General features: G+C 29.9%; 17 protein-coding genes. 7 read left to right on the forward strand and 10 right to left on the reverse strand.

Annotation, left to right across the window (positions count from 1 at the left end; genetic code table 11):
• Positions 1 to 12: 12 nt before the first annotated feature.
• From D1817_14840 to D1817_14865, 6 genes are all read right to left on the reverse strand, one after another.
• Positions 13 to 1290 carry an outer membrane protein assembly factor gene (locus D1817_14840; GenBank protein ID AXT21098.1) on the reverse strand — a complete coding sequence of 426 codons (1278 nt, stop codon included), beginning with the start codon at positions 1288 to 1290 and terminating at the stop codon, positions 13 to 15.
• Between the two features lie 102 nt (positions 1291 to 1392).
• On the reverse strand, positions 1393 to 2676 hold the full coding sequence (locus D1817_14845; GenBank protein ID AXT21099.1) for a hypothetical protein: 1284 nt from the start codon (positions 2674 to 2676) through the stop codon (positions 1393 to 1395).
• The gene (locus tag D1817_14850) at positions 2673 to 3431 is read right to left on the reverse strand and encodes a hypothetical protein (GenBank protein AXT21100.1); all 759 of its coding nucleotides are present in this window, start codon (positions 3429 to 3431) and stop codon (positions 2673 to 2675) included. Before D1817_14850 ends, D1817_14845 begins: the two co-directional genes overlap by 4 nt.
• Complete coding sequence (locus D1817_14855) at positions 3418 to 4401, reverse strand: glycoside hydrolase (GenBank protein ID AXT21101.1); 984 nt, start codon at positions 4399 to 4401, stop codon at positions 3418 to 3420. The genes D1817_14850 and D1817_14855 overlap by 14 nt, the downstream gene beginning before the upstream one ends.
• Before the next feature lie 68 nt (positions 4402 to 4469).
• Positions 4470 to 5387 (reverse strand): hypothetical protein, encoded by a 918-nt coding sequence (locus D1817_14860; GenBank protein AXT21102.1) that lies wholly within the window; start codon positions 5385 to 5387, stop codon positions 4470 to 4472.
• 30 nt (positions 5388 to 5417) lie between these two features.
• A complete protein-coding gene (locus D1817_14865) occupies positions 5418 to 6128 on the reverse strand; it encodes a DUF547 domain-containing protein (protein ID AXT21306.1) in 711 nt (236 codons plus the stop codon).
• Positions 6129 to 6331: 203 nt separating this feature from the next.
• Between D1817_14865 and D1817_14870 the strand changes: the two genes are divergently transcribed.
• The 7 genes from D1817_14870 to D1817_14900 all read left to right on the forward strand — a co-directional run bounded on the left by D1817_14870 (position 6332) and on the right by D1817_14900 (position 14431).
• Entirely contained in the window at positions 6332 to 7630 is a 1299-nt protein-coding gene (locus D1817_14870; GenBank protein AXT21103.1) for an NAD(P)/FAD-dependent oxidoreductase, read from the forward strand.
• An 11-nt stretch (positions 7631 to 7641) separates the two neighbouring features.
• Positions 7642 to 9240 (forward strand): 4Fe-4S binding protein, encoded by a 1599-nt coding sequence (locus D1817_14875; protein AXT21104.1) that lies wholly within the window; start codon positions 7642 to 7644, stop codon positions 9238 to 9240.
• Between the two features lie 72 nt (positions 9241 to 9312).
• Positions 9313 to 10140, forward strand: coding sequence for a hypothetical protein (locus tag D1817_14880; protein ID AXT21105.1), 828 nt, complete (start codon positions 9313 to 9315; stop codon positions 10138 to 10140).
• Positions 10137 to 10826, forward strand: coding sequence for a glycosyltransferase family 2 protein (locus tag D1817_14885; protein ID AXT21106.1), 690 nt, complete (start codon positions 10137 to 10139; stop codon positions 10824 to 10826). The genes D1817_14880 and D1817_14885 overlap by 4 nt, the downstream gene beginning before the upstream one ends.
• Positions 10826 to 12316 (forward strand): glycosyltransferase, encoded by a 1491-nt coding sequence (locus D1817_14890; protein AXT21107.1) that lies wholly within the window; start codon positions 10826 to 10828, stop codon positions 12314 to 12316. Before D1817_14885 ends, D1817_14890 begins: the two co-directional genes overlap by 1 nt.
• Before the next feature lie 104 nt (positions 12317 to 12420).
• Complete coding sequence (locus D1817_14895; GenBank protein AXT21307.1) at positions 12421 to 13863, forward strand: mannosyltransferase; 1443 nt, start codon at positions 12421 to 12423, stop codon at positions 13861 to 13863.
• A 64-nt stretch (positions 13864 to 13927) separates the two neighbouring features.
• Positions 13928 to 14431: a DinB family protein gene (locus tag D1817_14900; protein ID AXT21108.1), complete on the forward strand. Its 504-nt coding sequence runs from the start codon at positions 13928 to 13930 to the stop codon at positions 14429 to 14431.
• 69 nt (positions 14432 to 14500) lie between these two features.
• On the opposite strand, the gene D1817_14905 is transcribed toward D1817_14900, so the two are convergent.
• The 4 genes from D1817_14905 to D1817_14920 are packed head-to-tail and all read right to left on the reverse strand — an operon-like array spanning position 14501 to position 18216.
• Positions 14501 to 15343 carry an rRNA pseudouridine synthase gene (locus D1817_14905; GenBank protein ID AXT21109.1) on the reverse strand — a complete coding sequence of 281 codons (843 nt, stop codon included), beginning with the start codon at positions 15341 to 15343 and terminating at the stop codon, positions 14501 to 14503.
• Between the two features lie 37 nt (positions 15344 to 15380).
• Positions 15381 to 16331, reverse strand: coding sequence for a carbon-nitrogen hydrolase family protein (locus D1817_14910; protein AXT21110.1), 951 nt, complete (start codon positions 16329 to 16331; stop codon positions 15381 to 15383).
• Position 16332: 1 nt separating this feature from the next.
• Positions 16333 to 17238, reverse strand: coding sequence for a ubiquinone biosynthesis protein UbiA (locus tag D1817_14915; protein AXT21111.1), 906 nt, complete (start codon positions 17236 to 17238; stop codon positions 16333 to 16335).
• A gap of 48 nt (positions 17239 to 17286) precedes the next feature.
• Positions 17287 to 18216, reverse strand: a complete 930-nt coding sequence (locus D1817_14920; protein AXT21112.1) for a mevalonate kinase — start codon at positions 18214 to 18216, stop codon at positions 17287 to 17289.
• Between the last annotated feature and the right edge of the window lie 17 nt (positions 18217 to 18233).

Raw genomic sequence — 18233 nt, forward strand, 5'->3', positions numbered from 1 at the left:
ATAAAGTACAGTTTAAAAATATTGTCCGACGCCAAAAACTAAACCATTGGTAGCATCTCTAGTAATACCAAAGCCATAATCAACTCTAAAAGTTGCATTAAAGATTTTTTTATGAATAAATCGGAATCCTATACCTGGATAAATCCGAACATTTTGAGAGTTTCCAAAGTCACTAAAATCTCCCCCAGGATTTCGCCAAGTTCCAGCATCTATAAATCCATTTCCTTGAAATACAATCGTCTCTTTTTCAAATAATGTGTATCTGTATTCTGTATTAACAAGGATTACACCTGTTCCTCTATCAATAGTATTACCAACACCTCTCACATTAAGGTTATTATCTACAGAAAATGGTGCGAATGGAGAATCAGGGTTAGAAGCTAAGCCTATGCGCAATCGATTAGCCCAGTTCCCGCGTTCTCCTACTCTTTTAAAATATAAAAAGTCATTCCAAAATATCAAAAAATCAGGAAGCGTAGCACTATTCTCTTGGTTATTATTTGTAGTAACATATTGCACATTTAAAGTACTTTTAAAGCCTTTTACGTATTGATAATAATAATCTAAATCATTATATTCATAAACTCCTTTATACAATTGTTTATCTAAATTAAAATCTTGTGGTATAGAAGGGTCTGTTGCTCCAAAAAGATATTCATAATCTTCATTAAAGAGCGTTATTCCAAGCTCTATACGATGATGAAAATTAAAAGCATATAAGCCTAAAACTTCAAATGATGTATTATTATAACGATATTCAGCACTTCCATTATTTAAAAAAACTGGCTCTTGCGTTGTGAGGTCTTGAAAATTCAATGCTAATCCTATTTTATTATTGAAAAGAAAGGGGGCACGTAGATTAATACCGTAAGAATTAAAAACATCACGTTGAAAAAATCCTCCAAAAGTGATATTACGACCTAATGTATTAAACTCGTACAAACCAGTTCTAAAAGCAAATTCATCATTATTAGTAGTATATAAACTAAGTTGTGGGTTGAGTGTAAAATTTTCTTCTACATAAAAAAACACATTGTATTTGTTTTCATGAGAATAAAATATTTGATAATATGCATGAGATACTGCCGGTAATCGTTTTAATCGAATTATATCTTGTTCAATAATAATTGAATCTAATTTAACTCCAGCTTTAGTATCGCTTATTAAACGTATAAAAGATGTTTTGAGCCTCTTATTCCCTCTTACATATAATTCAGCAACTTCTAACTCTTGAGCATTACCACTGAAGCTTATAACTAATATTATAAATAAAAGTAGTTGTTTTAACATTAAAAGACTATCTGAGTAATATGATTTACTTCAAAAATACTCCTTTTTTAATCATATATATTATATAATCTGACTCAACAATGTTAAATTATGTATTTCTAATTAAAAAAACTGTCCTATTCCGAAAACAAATCCACTATCAGAATTATTTCCTGTTCCAAATCCATAATCTAATCTAATCACAGCATTAAATATACGTTTATGAATAAATCGTATTCCTAAACCTGGATTAAAGCGGATAGCATCACCTTCAACTAATTGATCAAAATCATTACCTGGAGTGCGCCAAGTACCCGCATCAATAAAGGTATTACTTTGTATAACAAACCAATCTTTTTCATACAAAGTATGTCTATATTCAGTATTTATAACTACTGAAGCTGTGCCCCTGTCTACTGTATTACCAACACCTCTTATGTTAATCTGGTTGTCTAATGCAAAAGGTGCAAAAGGTGAATTTTCATTAGATGTATAGGATAACCTTAATCTATTCGCTAAATTCCCTTTTTCCCCTACTCGTATAAAATATTCTAAATCATTAGTTCCAACAAAAGCATCTTCTAAAAAACCATCTCCACCAGAATTAAATATATATTGAAAATTCGCTTGGTTTCTAAATCCAGAAACGTATTGATAATCAATATCTAAATCATTATATTCATATTCACTCGTAATACTAAAGTTTGTTGCATCTAATTGATTTGGTAAACCAGGGTTAATTTGATTATCTTCTATCTCATATTCTTGATCACCTATTAAAAACCCTAATTCTGCTCTATTATGAAAATTAAATTCATAACTTAAAAATGTTTGAAAAGTTTTATTTTGAAACCTATAATCAGTTCCTTCTTCTTGGTTATCATTAATAAAAATTGGTTCGAAAGTAACATTATCTTGATAATTTATACCAAATCCAAATTTGTTATTAAATAGGAATGGAGCTTCCCAAAATATTCCATAAGAATCAAATACATCTCTTGAATAGAACCCTCCAATAATTTGATTACGTCCAAGAAGATTAAACTCAAAAGCCGAAACTCTAAAAGCTACATCTTCATCATTATTAGCTTGAGAAATGCGAAGCCCCGGTATAATTGTAAAATTTTCTACAATTGAATATTTTAAAGTATAATCTGTTTTAGATTTTTTTACAATCGTGGATGTTGCTTTAGCAATACCAGCCAATCTATTAAGTCTCTCTACATCTGTCGCAATTTTTAAAGAATCATATACGCTTCCTTCTTTTACTTTAATTAATCGTCTTAAAAAAGATTCTTTTGTACGCTTTAAACCTTCGATTTCTATTTTAGATATAGTTTTCTCTTGAGCATATCCAGAAGTTATAACTATCATTGCTAAAATTAAAACTCCAACTATCTTTTTCATTCTACTATAAAGTTTTGATTAAGTATCAATAAATTAACCCAGTTATCTTCACTAACATCCATTACTGTGAAGTTATAATCTCTGTTTATTTCTAATTCTGGAGGTATTCCTTGGGTAATATTTAAGACTACGTTAGACGTATCATAATATTGAAAATTACTATCAAATGTATATGTTCCAGATAACAAATTATTTTGATTATCTGAAATAACTTGAAAATAAATTGCATTATCTCCAACAGCATTGTCTAACCAGTTAAATTTTGGCATTTTAGTTATTTCTTGATTAATTATAGCACTTTGCTGATAAACAGTTGGTTTAGAAATTTGCTTTGTTCGAATTGGATTGGATATTTTAATTTCTCCGTTTAATTCATAAGTAATTATTATCCATTTCTCAATTTCAGAACTCCTTGTAAACATCCCTAAGGCACCATTAAAAAAAGGCTCGCTTTGTAAATTTATTTGTGTATAATTTGAAAAATCATCATTGTTAGCATCTATATTTTCTGTTTCATAAAATCTAACATTAGTCCCTTCTCTTTCAATATAATAGTATGCCAATATATCATTTGTTTCTTGAGCACTTGCTGCACAAGCAATGACTGCACTTGTTTCAATATTTCTATTCTCTACGTATGCTTCTAAACTACTTAAAATTGGTTCTTCAATTAGAGTAATATCATCATTAGAGTTTGAGCATGAAACAATGCTTAAAGAAATAAATATGTATTTTATAATTTTATTTATATTCATTAAATTTTGCTCTCAATAGTTCTTCTACTGGCTTATTTTGTGGCGTAAATCTCGAATTATCTACTCCTCCTGAAGTTTCGTAATTATGAAACCATTTCCAAATAAATCCTCCTGCAAACCAATCTTCGTTCCAAAAACTATCAAACACTGCCTGAGTTGCATTAACCTGAGCTTTTAAGTTTACTACATTCAACTCTCTATCTGATCTCCACGGCTCTCTAGCTGTATAGTTTACGCTCCTATAGCCATATTCTGTAAATAAAATTGGTTTTTTATATTGATCTGAAATTCCTTTTATAACTATTTTATGAGGTTTCCAACCTTCAATACAAGCTTCAACACTAGGTGTTTCTTGATCACTTACGGGGAAATATGCATCTAAACCTATAAAATCTAGTTTGCTCCAAAATGGGGTTCGTTTAAATTCATCCCAATTTGCTGCGTAAGTTAATTTTCCTTTATATACTTTCTTCACTTCGTCTATTAAATCAAACCAGAATTCTGGACGATTTGTTATGAACGCTTCTAATTCAGTTCCAATACAAAAAATTTCAGCATTAATATTTTGAGCTACTTTAGCATATTCTAATATAAATTTCAGATATGAGCTCTCGAAGCTTTTCCAATCTGCCTCATTTTCCATTTTAATAAAACCTGTGTATGCGCCACGAGCAATCCATACTTGGGGTTTCATCATTATTTTAATTCCTTTTTTTTGAAGCTGTTCTGCATATTGTTGTGCACCAGTTATTGTTTCTCCATAATATTGCCTATTGTTATAAGCTACTGAAGCAGAATTCAAATCTCGCATAAATGCAAAAGGCATAATTGCTGCATAATTAGCATTTAATTTAACTACAGGTTCTACGTGTTTATCAGAAATAGGAATTCGTGACGACACAAAACTCACTCCATTAACCTTAGAATTCTGCCCTAGTACAATTTGTACCAAGAGCAGAATATTTAACATTATAGCTTTCTTAAAAAAGTTATAATAGGTTCCATTATATTTTTTAATCTTTCTAGACAAATAAAAATTTATTTTAATGTAACATATCGAAGACCTATGTTGTATGATTCTCCAAGTCCAGTATCATTCCCTCTTGCAAAATAAGACCATAATGTTTCAATATTAAGTCTTTTTGTTAATTGATATTTCGCTCCAGCTCCTACAGCAGTTAAATCTTGCTCAAAATCATTCCCTAAATCTATAAGTTGAAAATGTTGTATAAATGTTTGTATTGTAAACTTTGATGAAGGGAAGAAGCTTAGAAAAACACCAGGTGTTAAACGCAAACTATCATTTGCAAAACTACCATCAGATCTTCCATCTGCTCCAAAAGTTAAACCATCTCCAAAGTTTAATTCTGTATTTAAGTCAAAAAACAATTGCCATTTATTTCCTCCTAAAGGAAGGTCATAAAAAAATCTGTTTTGAAATGTAAATCCATCTTGATCAAAGAAAACTCCGTTGTCAAACTCACTTTCAATAAGTGGGATTACAAAAGACGTTTGTATCGAGAATTTTGGCAAGTTTTTAAATGGTACAAATTTAATACTAGGTGCTATACTAGTGAGTCCACTTCTTGCAGTCCCTGATTCGCCATCAAATTGAAATACATCAAAAGCTCCTCTACCACCTATTGTATTAGAACGAAATTCTAATACTAATCCTAAATTAATTCTTCTACTATCTGAAACTCCTATAAATGCGTCTAAAGTAGATGTGAAAAAGTTTTCTCTTGGTACAGTAAATGTATCTGCTCCACCTCTTTGATTAGATCTAGTTTGTGTAAATAAGTTATTGAACCATTTAATATCCACCTGTCCTTTTTTTATTAACTGAGATGGTGTTAAATTTTGAATTACAGAACCTTCATCTTTTTCTTCTTCTTGAGCGAATCCAAAGAATACAATTCCAAACAAGGCAACAATTAATAGTGTACTTTTTTTCATTTTATTTTTTTTAGTTGTTATTTTTAATATCTATTGTTTATTTAAATTCCAATTATAAGTGAAGTAACTTAGTTTATAATTATTCGGAATTTTTTCTGTTCTATAAGTATTTATAAAGTCAATTTCATTTCCATTCTTTATAAAATCTTCTTTATACCATTCTAATATCTGAGATCCTTCTACTCGCTTTTTTTTGGCATTTACCTTCAAAAAATTTCCATTTAAAGCAATTTTAGTTTGCTCATCCATTTGTGCATCTAAAGTATTTGGCAAATAAGCTTTGCTAATTAATGGCGGGCACCCTATAGCCCCACAAACCAATACAAAATGAAAACGAGCATCTTTAAATTCCGCTCTTAAAATTTTGTTTTCTATATCGTTTAATGTTATAGATTTTCCTGCAATTCTGTAAGTTGTTTTGTCAAAAAATCCAGCATTATCTAAAGGAGATTTTGTAGGATAATTATCTACAATTCCTTTTATTACAGATAAATTGTAAGCATTAATCCAAAACGCTTGATAAGCATTTGCATCACTTTTTGCAACTGTGATTTTCTCTATAAGGTTTGTTAATTCATTTAAAGATGCTGGAGCAGATTTTATTTTTGAATAAGCAACCTTTCCATTATTAACATAACTATTAAAAAAAGTATCTGCTTTGGCAAAAAACGTATTAATATCTTGTGTGAATCCTGAATTAGATATTAAAATTACAGTTAGTATAAGTATATATTTTTTCATTTTATTTTTTTTCAAGTTCATTTTAATTGTAGCTTCTGTCGAACAAAAATGTTGTTTACTTACATTTTTTAGAAATCATTATCTATTTCTTAACCTTACACTTAAATCAATAATATTAACTTATTTATACTAAATCTAAATAATTGATAGCTAATTAAGTTTGTATATTTATGTCCGACTTAGTAACGAACAACAACTAATTTATGGAACACATTGTTATCATTGGAAATGGAATATCTGGCGTTACAGTAGCTAGGCATATTCGTAAACTTTCAGACAAAAAAATCACTATTGTTTCTGCAGAAACTGATTATTTCTTTTCTCGTACTGCACTTATGTATATTTATATGGGGCATATGAAATTTGAACATACACAACCTTATGAGAATTGGTTTTGGGAGAAGAACAGAATTGAATTAAAAAATGGGTATGTATCTAAGGTCAATACTTCTAACAAACAGTTAGAGTTTGATAACGGAGAAACTTTGTCTTATGATAAATTAGTTATTGCATCTGGTAGCAAGCCAAATAAATTTGGTTGGCCAGGACAAGATTTAAATGGTGCAATGGGAATGTATCATAAACAAGATTTAGAAAATCTCGAAAAACGTGCGCCTAATAATAAAGTTTGTAAACGCGCAGTAATTGTTGGTGGCGGCCTTATAGGTATTGAGTTAGCAGAAATGTTAAATAGTAGAAACATCCCTGTAACATTTTTAGTTCGTGAGAAAAGTTTTTGGAATGGTGTTTTACCAGACGGTGAAAGTCAAATGATAAACAGGCATATTAAAAATCATCATATCGATTTACGTTTAGGGTTTAATCTAAAAGAAATTTCCTCTGACGAAAACGGAAATGTAAAATCTATTACAATTGCCGAAACTAATGAAGTTATAGAGTGTAATGTTGTTGGACTAACTGCGGGTGTTTCTCCAAACATTAATTTTCTTAAAGATTCTGGTATAGAACTAGGAAGAGGTGTTAAAGTAAATCGTTTTTTAGAAACTAATATTAAAGATATTTATGCTATTGGTGATTGTGCAGAACAACACGAAGGTATAAATGGACGCCGCCCTATTGAAGCTGTCTGGTATACCGGACGCATGATGGGAGAAACTTTAGCGCAAACTATTTGTGGTAATCGTATACAATATAATCCTGGACATTGGTTTAACTCAGCTAAGTTTTTAGATATAGAATATCAAACTTACGGATGGGTATTTTCCAAGCCAAGAGAAAATGAAGCACATTTTCATTGGAAACACGAAGATGACACTAAATGTATTACCGTAAATTATAATACAGAAACTAATGCTTTTATTGGCATCAATACTTTTGGTATTAGAATGCGTCATGAAACTTTTGATCGTTGGTTAACTGAACAGAGAGATGTAGATTATGTTATTAATAATCTTGCCGAAGCTAATTTTGATCCGGAATTTTATAAGACTTTTGAGTCAGAAATTCAATCAGCATTTAAAAATCAATTACAAACAGCATAACAATATTAAAAATGAGTAATAAATTAAATCATAGTATGTCTTTGGCTAAACCTGATCCACAAGACATTTCAAACAAACAAAAAATAGCATTAGCTTTAGGAGTAATTGGTTTGTTTATCTTAGTATTAGCGTTAGCAAATATAAATTTGCCCAATAAAGCTATATTTTTAGTTGTTTCTTTAGGGCTTATTTCTTTAGGTACAGTTATTTATTCAAGAGATATGTATTTATCTAAATTAGAGGGCATTAAAAATGATGGCCTTTGGTTTAAATCTATTTCATCCCGTGGTGCATGGGGTTGGATAGCAGGTATTATACTTACTGCATTTTATATCGTTTTATATTTTAAAGCAGAATTATTAGGTAAAGGGCAAGGTATTGATGGAGCTAATACTGGATTAATATCATTATTTGATCCTCTAAGTCAACTACTGGCAGGTCGAGATGCCAGTGAATGGTTTGTTTACGGCGTACTATATACATTAGCTATTTTTGCTTTTGGCTATAAATTTATGTTAAAATATAAGCATAATCGTTATCAGCAGTTACGTACAGCATCGGTTATGTTTTTCCAATTAGGGTTTGCTTTTTTAATTCCTGAATTTCTACATCGTTTAAATTCTGATTTACCATATAACAATTTAGCAAATATGTGGCCTCTTAATTATTATAACTTTGATCAATACAGAATTGATGGTTTTATTAATAGTGGCTCGCTTGGAATGGCATTTTTAATTTTTGGAATATTATCAATTTTTGTAATCTCCCCATTTTTAACTTATAAATACGGAAAGCGTTGGTATTGCTCTTGGGTTTGTGGTTGTGGAGGACTGGCAGAAACTGCTGGAGATTCATTTAGACAGTTATCCTCTAAAAAGATGTCAATTTGGAAATTGGAGCGTTGGATGATACATGCTGTTCTCGTATTTTCTGTAATTATGACTATTGCTTTAGTGTATACCTATTTAGGATATGACCCAAATAAATATTGGCTAACAAAAGGCACTTTCCTTTTATTATCTGGAGGATTCTTAACTTTAATTTTTGCAGCAGTTATGATTTTTAAACGCAAAGAGTTAGGTAAAGATACTAAATACGGTGCAATAGGCTACTTTGTTGTTTTAGGGTTACTAGTAGCGCTTCACCTTACAGGGACAATTAATGAAGTGTTTTTTATAAATAATGGAACACTTAGATCTACATATGGTATTTATATAGGATCTATATTTTCAGGAGTCATTGGTACTGGATTTTATCCAATATTAGGAAATAGAACTTGGTGTAGAATGGGATGTCCTATGGCTGCAATTTTAGGGTTTCAACAACGTTTATTCTCTAAATTCAGAATTACAACAAACGGTGGGCAATGTATTTCTTGTGGTAATTGCTCTAATACTTGTGAAATGGGTATTGATGTAAGAGCTTATGCTCAAAAAGGAGAAAATATTGTACGTTCAAGTTGTGTGGGTTGTGGTATATGTGCTGCTGTTTGCCCAAGAGGGGTTTTAAAATTAGAAAATGATTCTATGGAAGGACGTATTAACCCAACAGATGTATTGTTAGGAAACGATGTAGATTTAATGGAGTTAGTAAATTCCAAAATCAAGTAAATTATAATTAGATAGGTATTTGCATTCTTAACGACCAAACTTTAAGAAATTTTAGTTTAATCTATTCAGAATATGATTTTTAAGATGGTGAATACCTATTTTAACATATACACATCCTCATTTAAACTAAAAGGGAAAACCTCTATTTTAAATACAATTTCCTTATTTGTATTCCTTTCTATTTCAGCACAAAAGGTCTATCAAAAAACATATTATGATAATGGTAATTTAAAGGCTGAAGGTTGGTTAATTGGACAAATCGAAACAGATTACTGGAAATTTTATTATGAAAACGGACAATTAGAAAAAGAAGGCACTTATTTAACCGGTAAACAAAATAATTTCTGGAAATCTTACCATAACAATGGAAAACTTAAATCTGAAGGCTATTATAGATTGAATCAAAAAACAAAACATTGGAAGTTTTATTATGAAAATGGTTCACTTCAAAAATATGGTGATTATAAGGTTGATAAAGAAGAAGGATATTGGAAGTTTTTATATGATAACAAATCTTTAGAAAAAGAAGGTTTTTTCTTATCGGGAGAAAAAGTAAAATATTGGAAATTCTATTATAAAAATGGAACTTTGCATAAACATGGTATATATGCTATGAATAAAGAAACTAATTTCTGGGAATTCTATCGTATGGATGGCAAGAAAGAGAGTGAAGGACATTACAAATCAGGTAAAAAAAGTAGTTGGTGGGTATTTTATGACAAAATGAATTTAATTAACCATAAATGTCAATTACACGGTGAGAAAAAAGATGGTTATTGTTTACGCTACGAAAATGAAAAATTAGTTAAAGCCGAAAAATATAAAGACGGAAAAAAAATTAAAGAATGGACAGATTATAAGTCCTTTAGAAAAGATAACAAACTCTCCGACCTTAAATGACACTTATAAAAGTTATCATTCCTGCATTTAACGAAGCAGATTCCATAGTAAATGTAATTAATGATATTCCTGATACTGTTGACGAAATAGTTGTTGTTAATAACAATTCAACAGACAACACAGAGGGTGAAGCTATTAAAGCTGGCGCTACCGTTATAAAAGAGCCTAATCGAGGTTACGGATATGCTTGCTTAAAAGGATTAGAATACATAGCAAATTCTGATAAAACACCTGATATTATTGTTTTTTTAGATGGCGATTACAGTGATTACCCTGAACAACTGATCGAAATAGTAAACCCTATTATAACAAATGATATCGATTTTGTAATTGGAGCACGAGTAAAACGACTACGAGAATCAGGATCTATGACTCCTCAACAAGTTTTTGGAAACTGGTTAGCTACATTTTTAATGAAAATCATGTTTCGAGCCAAGTTTACAGATTTAGGGCCATTTCGAGCTATAAAATACGATAAGCTCTTAGCGTTAGATATGCAAGATGAGACCTACGGTTGGACAGTAGAAATGCAATTAAAAGCATTAAAACAAAAATTATCGTACATAGAAATTCCTGTAAAATATAAACGAAGAATAGGGGTCTCAAAAGTTTCAGGAACTGTAAAAGGTACTATCTTTGCAGGGTTCAAAATTTTAAGTTGGATTTTTAAATATAGTTTTAAGTAATGATATTAGAAACCATAATTATATTAATTTACTCAACAGCACTCATACTTATTTTTATGTATGCGCTAGCTCAGTTAAATCTATTATTTAATTATATCACTGCACAAAAAAAAGACACAAAATGTGAGCAGTTTAACTTAAAAAATAAAAACGAAATTCCTTACGTAACTATACAACTTCCTGTATATAATGAATTATACGTAATGGATCGATTACTCGATAACATTGCTAAAATAAAATATCCAAAGGATAAGTTAGAGATACAGGTTTTAGATGACTCTACAGATGAGTCTATACAAACTACGGCTAAACGTATTAAAGAATTACAAATAACTGGTTTAGATATTCAACACATTCGTCGTGAAAATCGAGTTGGATTTAAAGCTGGTGCACTTAAAGAAGGTCTTACTACAGCAAAAGGTGAGTTTATTGCTATTTTTGATGCAGATTTTCTTCCAAAAGAAGATTGGTTAGAATGTACAATTCCTTATTTTAAAGATTCAGAAATAGGTGTTGTACAAACACGATGGGGTCATATAAATCGTAATTACTCTACATTAACAAAAGTACAAGCCTTTGCACTAGATGCCCATTTTACCTTAGAGCAAGTAGGCCGAAATAGTAAAGGGCATTTTATTAATTTTAATGGTACAGCTGGGGTATGGCGCAAAGAATGTATTATTGATGCCGGTAATTGGGAAGGAGATACACTTACAGAAGATCTAGATCTTAGTTATAGAGCACAACTTAAAAACTGGAAATTTAAATATTTAGAGAATGTTGAAACCCCTGCCGAACTTCCTGTAGTTATTAGTGCTGCACGTTCTCAGCAATTTAGATGGAATAAAGGTGGTGCAGAAAATTTCAGAAAAATGCTTTGGAAAGTTTTACAGAGTAAAAATATTTCATTTAAAAGTAAAGTGCATGGTATTTTACATTTACTTAATAGCACTATGTTTTTAAGTATTTTAATTGTAGCTATCTTAAGCATTCCGATGTTGTATATAAAAAATGAATATGCACATTTAAAAACATACTTTATAGTAATGAGTTTCTTTGTTATAAGTACTCTTATTTTCTTTATATGCTATTGGTTTATGTATAAAAGTATTTATGGTAGTGGTATTAAAAATTTCGCTAAATATGTAGGTACTTTTTTCACATTTTTCTCGATAGCAATGGGGTTTTCGCTTCATAATTCTATAGCTGTTTTAGAAGGACATATTGGTAAGCGAAGTGAGTTTGTACGCACTCCTAAATTTAACATCAATACTTTAAAAGATAGTTGGAAAGGAAATAAATATTTAAAAAAGAAACTTTCTTTTAATGTAATTATCGAAGGCGCCTTAATGCTTTATTTTGGATTTGGACTATATAGTGCTTTTGTTGTAGGAGATCAAGGTGGTGATTTTGGATTATTCCCATTTCATTTAATGTTATTCTTCGGATTTGGGTTTGTGTTTTTCAAATCATTAACATCAAAAGTATAATATGCTTTTTGGGAAGTATAGTTTAATTTTCACAAAGCTACATTTCGTTTCTCGTTTAAATCTTTTTGACTTACAAAAAAGATAATTATTTTACTGATACAGCTATGCTTAATAAAGCTTATTTACAACAACATAAGATTCCTTTATTATTTACTATAATTTGTATTTTATTTTATCTAGCATTTGCTTATGATTTGCTAAGAACAGATTATGTAAAATTAATTACGCTTTATTCAGCACTTTTCTTTCTCTTTTACAAACTAGTACAATTTAAACTCGATATTAAATTTTTAATTGGAATTGCTTTCTTATTCCGTTTACTATTTTTAATAGCTATTCCAAACTTATCACAAGATTTCTATCGTTTTATATGGGATGGTCGAATGATACTAGAAGGGTTAAATCCTTATTTACATACTGTCACTTCTTTTATTAGTTCTGGAGAACTTCCTGTTAATCAAGCGCAAGAATTATACAATGGCATGGGAGCTTTAAATGCAGGGCATTATACTAATTACCCTCCAATTAATCAGTTATGTTTTGCAATTGCTGCTTTATTTGCAAGCAAAAGTATTGTTGGTTCTGCTATGGTAATGCGTTTGCTTATTATCGCTGCTGACTTTGGAACACTTTATTTTGGAAAAAAGCTTTTAAAAAAACTAAATATTCCAGTTCATAATATATTTTGGTATATCTTAAATCCGTTTATCATTATTGAGCTTACAGGCAATCTTCACTTTGAAGGAGTAATGATTTTCTTTATTATTTGGAGTTTATATCTCCTTAATTCTGGCAAATGGAAACTTGCCGCAATAGTTTTAGCATTATCCATATCTGTAAAACTTATTCCTCTTATTTTTTTACCGTTATTTTTTCAATGGTTTGTTAAACGTAAAAATATTGTAGTGAATGAAGCAAAGCAATATGTTGAAAAGAGTAGTAGGATTAACACCTCATTAAAAACAACTTCTCGCAATGACATATTTAAAGGAATAACAAAGCTCATTGGTTTTTACACAATAATATTTGGTACTATAGCATTACTTTTTGCACCATTTTTTTCAATACAGTTTATAAACAATTATGCACAAACTGTAGGTCTTTGGTTTCAAAATTTTGAATTTAATGCGAGTATATATTATATAGCTAGAGAAATAGGTTATTTATTTAGGGGGTACAATGAAATAGCTATTATTGGTAAAATATTTCCGATAATAGTATTCTTATATGTATTGTATTTAACTTTCTTTAAAAAGAATACTACAATTACACAACTTATTGCCACAATGCTATTTGCGTTAACCATTTATTTTTTTAATTCAACAACTGTACATCCCTGGTATGTTGCAACACTTTTAATACTATCCGTTTTCACAAATTATAAATTCCCTTTAGTATGGAGTTTTATCATCATTATAAGTTATTTAGCCTATGCAAATGCTGATAATACAGAGAACTTATGGATTATAGCTTTAGAGTATCTTGTTGTATATAGTGTGTTTATTTGGGAAGTTTTTTTCAAGAAACTCCAATTAAGGAATACTTAACACAGCTTCATTTTAATTTTCTTAATTTTAGATTTACTTTTTAAACTTATAAAACATTAAAAATATGAATCTTAATGAAGTATTACTTCCAGAATTTGAACAAGAGATGAATACAACTAAGAATGTTCTTAACGAGCTATCTGACGATTTTTTCTCTTTTCAACCACACGAAAAATCTATGAACACTCAAGAGCTTGCAAATCATATTGCAGAGATTCCAACATGGGTTAATGGTACTCTAGAACAAGAAGAAATGGATTTTGCAACTGCTAATTACACTCCTGCTAACTTTGGATCTAAACAAGAAGTGATCGATTTTTTCGAAAAAAATGTTGAAGCTGCAAAGCAATCTCTACAAAATACGACTAACGAAAAAATGCTGGCAAACTGGTCTCTCAGAAATGGTGATCAAATTTATTTTACAATGCCACGAGCTGCTGTTTTAAGAACTATGGTAATGAGTCATATTGTACATCATAGAGCGCAACTTGGTGTTTATTTACGAATGAATGATGCCAAGGTTCCTGCAAGTTATGGCCGTTCTGCCGATGATATGGGAATGATGTAATAAAAGTGGAAAGTATTCTATATAAAAAATGCCTTATTTAAATCTAAAATAAGGCATTCTTATAAGCAGTTATAACATCTTTAAATTACTTATTTCTAACTCAGTTAAGTGTTTCCAATGTCCTCTCGGAATATCTTTTTTGGTTAAATGACCAATCATTACACAATCTAACTTAATGATATCGTATTTAAAGTGTTCAAAAATAGAACGAATAATAGTATTTCCAGTGTTCTTTATTTTTAATCCTATTTCTTTTTTAGGAGAACCTTCTATATAACTTATTTCTTCAACGGCAATTAGTTTACCATCAATTTTAAATCCCTCCTTTATGGCTTTTAGGTCTTCATATTTTAAATTCTTGTCTAATTCTACATGAAATAAGCGAGCTACTCCATTTTTAGAATTCGTGAATTTTTCAACAATAACCTCATCATTTGTAAAAAGTAAAAGTCCTGTTGAGTTTCTACCCAACCTACCAATGGGTTTTATTCTAGATGATGTTGCATTAGCAACCAGATCCATTACTGTTTTTCCTTTACTTTCACTAGTAGTTGTTGCAAACCCTTTAGGTTTATTAAGTAACACATAAGCTTTTTTTTCTGGAGAGATTCTAGAACCATCAAATCTAACCTCATCACCTATCTTTACTTTATAGCCCATTTCAGTTACTACTTTACCATTAATAGTAACGCTTCCTATAGAGATATGCATATCTGCATCGCGACGTGAACAAATACCTGAATTCGCAATATATTTATTTAACCTAATCTCATTAGGGTTTGACGTAGGTTTAGAGGTCGTTTTTTTCTTTACAGGTTCCTGTCTTCTTTTCGTATAACTTTTAGCTGGATTAGATTTACCAATACGCGCTGAAGCTTTTTCTTTTCCCTTGTTTCCCCGTTGCTTACTCATTACTTAATTTTTTGCAAAGGTAAAACAATCCTTTACATTAGCTATTATATTCTACAGTAGATTGTCGGTCTCTATTTACGGTAAGTTTTGTAACGTCTGGTCTTGAGTAATGACCTACAGCATCAAAATTTTGACGTTCTTCATACACACGATTAAAATCTATTTCTTGAATAATTAAACCATCTTTATGTAATACAGGCTCAATAATCCATTCACCATCTGGTCCTGCAATACAACTACCTCCATTTGCTAAAACATCTGGTGCTTTTTCTAAAATCTTATCTAAATGAGGTGTATCTTGAGGGAAATCTTCTTTTTTCATTAAACTCGATACTGAAACTACAAAAGAACGAGATTCTCTTGCAATAAAACGTGTAATATCTTTTGTATTGTGATCACTTCCAGGCCATACTGCTATATGTAAATTTTCGCCTAAACCATACAAGGCTGTTCTAGGTAGTGGCATCCAATTCTCCCAACAGTTTAATCCACCAACTGTGAACTCTTTAAGCGAATGTACTTGTAACCCATTACCATCACCAGGTGCCCAAGTTAAACGTTCGTCATATGTTGGTTGTAGTTTACGATGTACAGATTTAATTTCACCTTCTTGATTAATATATACTAAAGATGCATATAAACTATGCCCTCCTCTATTTTTAGCACGTTCTATAATTCCTAAATAAATAGCAATATTATTAGCTTTGGCCAATTTACATATAGTATCTAATTCTCCCGCTTCAATTTGAATTGAGTTTCTTGTATAATGTGCATGTAATTCTTTAACAACATCTTTATTCCATTCTGCACCTCCAGTTAAAGCTAACCAAAAAGGATATCCTGGAAGTAATCCTTCTCCAAAAACAATAAGTTCGCAATTTTCTTTAGCAGCATCTAAAATTGAACTTTCAATTTTTTTAAGTGTTTCGCCTTTATTTAACCACACTGGTGCTATTTGAGCCATTGCAATTTTTAAAATATTTTCCATTTTATAAAATTCGTTTTAAAACTATATCTATATCTATTAACAATATACTAAACACTCCCAAAACAATAATAAACTTAAGTATATTATGAAGTATAAGGTAATGTGTTTTTGTTTTTGATTTCCACAACAATATTAAAAATATTATTAGTAATAATACACTTAAATAAAAGAAATAATACATCTCTCCTATCTCAAACTTTGTCACTAATAAAAATATTGGTACTAATGTAAACAGCACTAATATTGTAAGCATTATTTTTGAAATTTCTTCGCCATAAACAATAGGAATAGTTTTATACCCCAGAGCTAAATCGCCTTTTATATTTTCTAGATCTTTAGTAAGTTCTCGCATTGCAATAATTAAAAATAAAAATGTAGCATGAACGAAAATAACTTTGTCGAAATTCTTGTAATACACAAAGACTGCAAAAAATGGAGTTATAACAAGTATTGCTGATGTTAAATTCCCAATAACAGGTAGTTTTTTTAGTTTATGTGAGTAAAACCAAATTCCAAAAATATAAATTGAGAAAAAAATCACAGTCTTAAATGATACATAACTTGCCATAATAACTGCAAGAAAGTTTAATACAAAATAAAATGAGAGCTTTGTGTTTTGACTTACTAATCGATCTAACATTGACTTTTGTGGCCTGTTAATTAAATCTTTTTCGTAATCATAAAAGTTATTAATAATGTATCCTCCTGCAATAGTTGCTGCAGATGCTAAGACTAGCATTAATAAATTCAAATCTAATACAACTTCTCGTATCAGCTTATCATGAGCCAAAATGTAGATTGAAGTTAGGTATTGTGCTATTATAACAATTAATATATTATAACCACGTACTACAGAAAACATACTAAAAAACTTTAGTAAAATGTGTTTCTGTTTTCTTGTAAGCATTATATTAATTTTGAATAAATTCTGAAATAAATTCAGAATAGCAAGAGATTAGAAGTTATAAACGACTTCTAATTTATAATCTGAAAGTGATGCTTTTGCACGATCAATATCTTCAGTAAATCCTAAAATATAACCACCACCACCTGAGCCGCACAATTTCAAATAGTACTCATTAGTTTCAATTCCTTTTTTCCAAAGCGTATGAAATTGTTTTGGAATCATTGGTTTAAAATGATTTAAGACCACTTTAGATAATTGTTTTGTATTATTAAATAATGATTTAATATCGCCTTTTAAGAAATCTTCAACACAAGCATCTGTATGTTTTATAAATTGATCTTTAAGCATTTTACGAAATCCTTCTTGCTTCATGTTATCCATAAAAATACGAACCATTGGTGCTGTTTCACCTGTGATACCACTATCTAATAAAAACACAGCGCCTTTACCTTCACAATTCTGACAAGGAATTCCTGTAGCTTCTATATTATCTTGAGAATTAATTAAAATAGGAATACTTAAATAACTATTTAATGGGTCTAACCCTGATGACTTACCATGAAAAAACGCTTCCATTTTCGAAAAAATAGTTTTAAGTTTTAATAATTTTTCTCTGGTTAAATTTTCTAAAACTGTAATCTTTTCTTTTGCATATTTATCATAAATAGCTGCAACTAAAGCACCGCTACTTCCTACCCCATATCCTTGCGGAATGGAAGAATCAAAATACATTCCTGCATCAATATCGTTATGTAATTTTTCTGAATCAAAAATTACCAATCCATCATCAATTGTATCTAAATAGAGTGCAAACTTTTTTAAATTCAAATTAGAAGCGATAGCCTCATCTGAAGTATTATTATCTACTTTTAATGCACCATTATAAAAATTATAAGGAATAGACAATCCTTTAGAATCTTTAATAATACCATATTCTCCGAAAAGTAAAATTTTTGAATAAAAAAGAGGTCCTTTCATATAGCTTATAAATTGAC

The sequence above is a fragment of the Flavobacteriaceae bacterium genome, assembly GCA_003443635.1.
Lineage (GTDB): Bacteria > Bacteroidota > Bacteroidia > Flavobacteriales > Flavobacteriaceae > AU392.

What these genes read in the sequence shown, in the direction of transcription:
- D1817_14840 (AXT21098.1), bottom strand. Translation starts at nt 1,290, where the DNA reads ATGTTAAAACAACTACTTTTATTTATAATATTAGTTATAAGCTTCAGT.
- D1817_14910 (AXT21110.1), bottom strand. Translation starts at nt 16,331, where the DNA reads ATGGAAAATATTTTAAAAATTGCAATGGCTCAAATAGCACCAGTGTGG.
- D1817_14900 (AXT21108.1), top strand. Translation starts at nt 13,928, where the DNA reads ATGAATCTTAATGAAGTATTACTTCCAGAATTTGAACAAGAGATGAAT.
- D1817_14915 (AXT21111.1), bottom strand. Translation starts at nt 17,238, where the DNA reads ATGCTTACAAGAAAACAGAAACACATTTTACTAAAGTTTTTTAGTATG.
- D1817_14855 (AXT21101.1), bottom strand. Translation starts at nt 4,401, where the DNA reads ATGTTAAATATTCTGCTCTTGGTACAAATTGTACTAGGGCAGAATTCT.
- D1817_14860 (AXT21102.1), bottom strand. Translation starts at nt 5,387, where the DNA reads ATGAAAAAAAGTACACTATTAATTGTTGCCTTGTTTGGAATTGTATTC.
- D1817_14895 (AXT21307.1), top strand. Translation starts at nt 12,421, where the DNA reads ATGCTTAATAAAGCTTATTTACAACAACATAAGATTCCTTTATTATTT.
- D1817_14905 (AXT21109.1), bottom strand. Translation starts at nt 15,343, where the DNA reads ATGAGTAAGCAACGGGGAAACAAGGGAAAAGAAAAAGCTTCAGCGCGT.
- D1817_14875 (AXT21104.1), top strand. Translation starts at nt 7,642, where the DNA reads ATGAGTAATAAATTAAATCATAGTATGTCTTTGGCTAAACCTGATCCA.
- D1817_14885 (AXT21106.1), top strand. Translation starts at nt 10,137, where the DNA reads ATGACACTTATAAAAGTTATCATTCCTGCATTTAACGAAGCAGATTCC.
- D1817_14890 (AXT21107.1), top strand. Translation starts at nt 10,826, where the DNA reads ATGATATTAGAAACCATAATTATATTAATTTACTCAACAGCACTCATA.
- D1817_14920 (AXT21112.1), bottom strand. Translation starts at nt 18,216, where the DNA reads ATGAAAGGACCTCTTTTTTATTCAAAAATTTTACTTTTCGGAGAATAT.
- D1817_14845 (AXT21099.1), bottom strand. Translation starts at nt 2,676, where the DNA reads ATGAAAAAGATAGTTGGAGTTTTAATTTTAGCAATGATAGTTATAACT.
- D1817_14870 (AXT21103.1), top strand. Translation starts at nt 6,332, where the DNA reads ATGGAACACATTGTTATCATTGGAAATGGAATATCTGGCGTTACAGTA.
- D1817_14865 (AXT21306.1), bottom strand. Translation starts at nt 6,128, where the DNA reads ATGAAAAAATATATACTTATACTAACTGTAATTTTAATATCTAATTCA.
- D1817_14850 (AXT21100.1), bottom strand. Translation starts at nt 3,431, where the DNA reads ATGAATATAAATAAAATTATAAAATACATATTTATTTCTTTAAGCATT.
- D1817_14880 (AXT21105.1), top strand. Translation starts at nt 9,313, where the DNA reads ATGATTTTTAAGATGGTGAATACCTATTTTAACATATACACATCCTCA.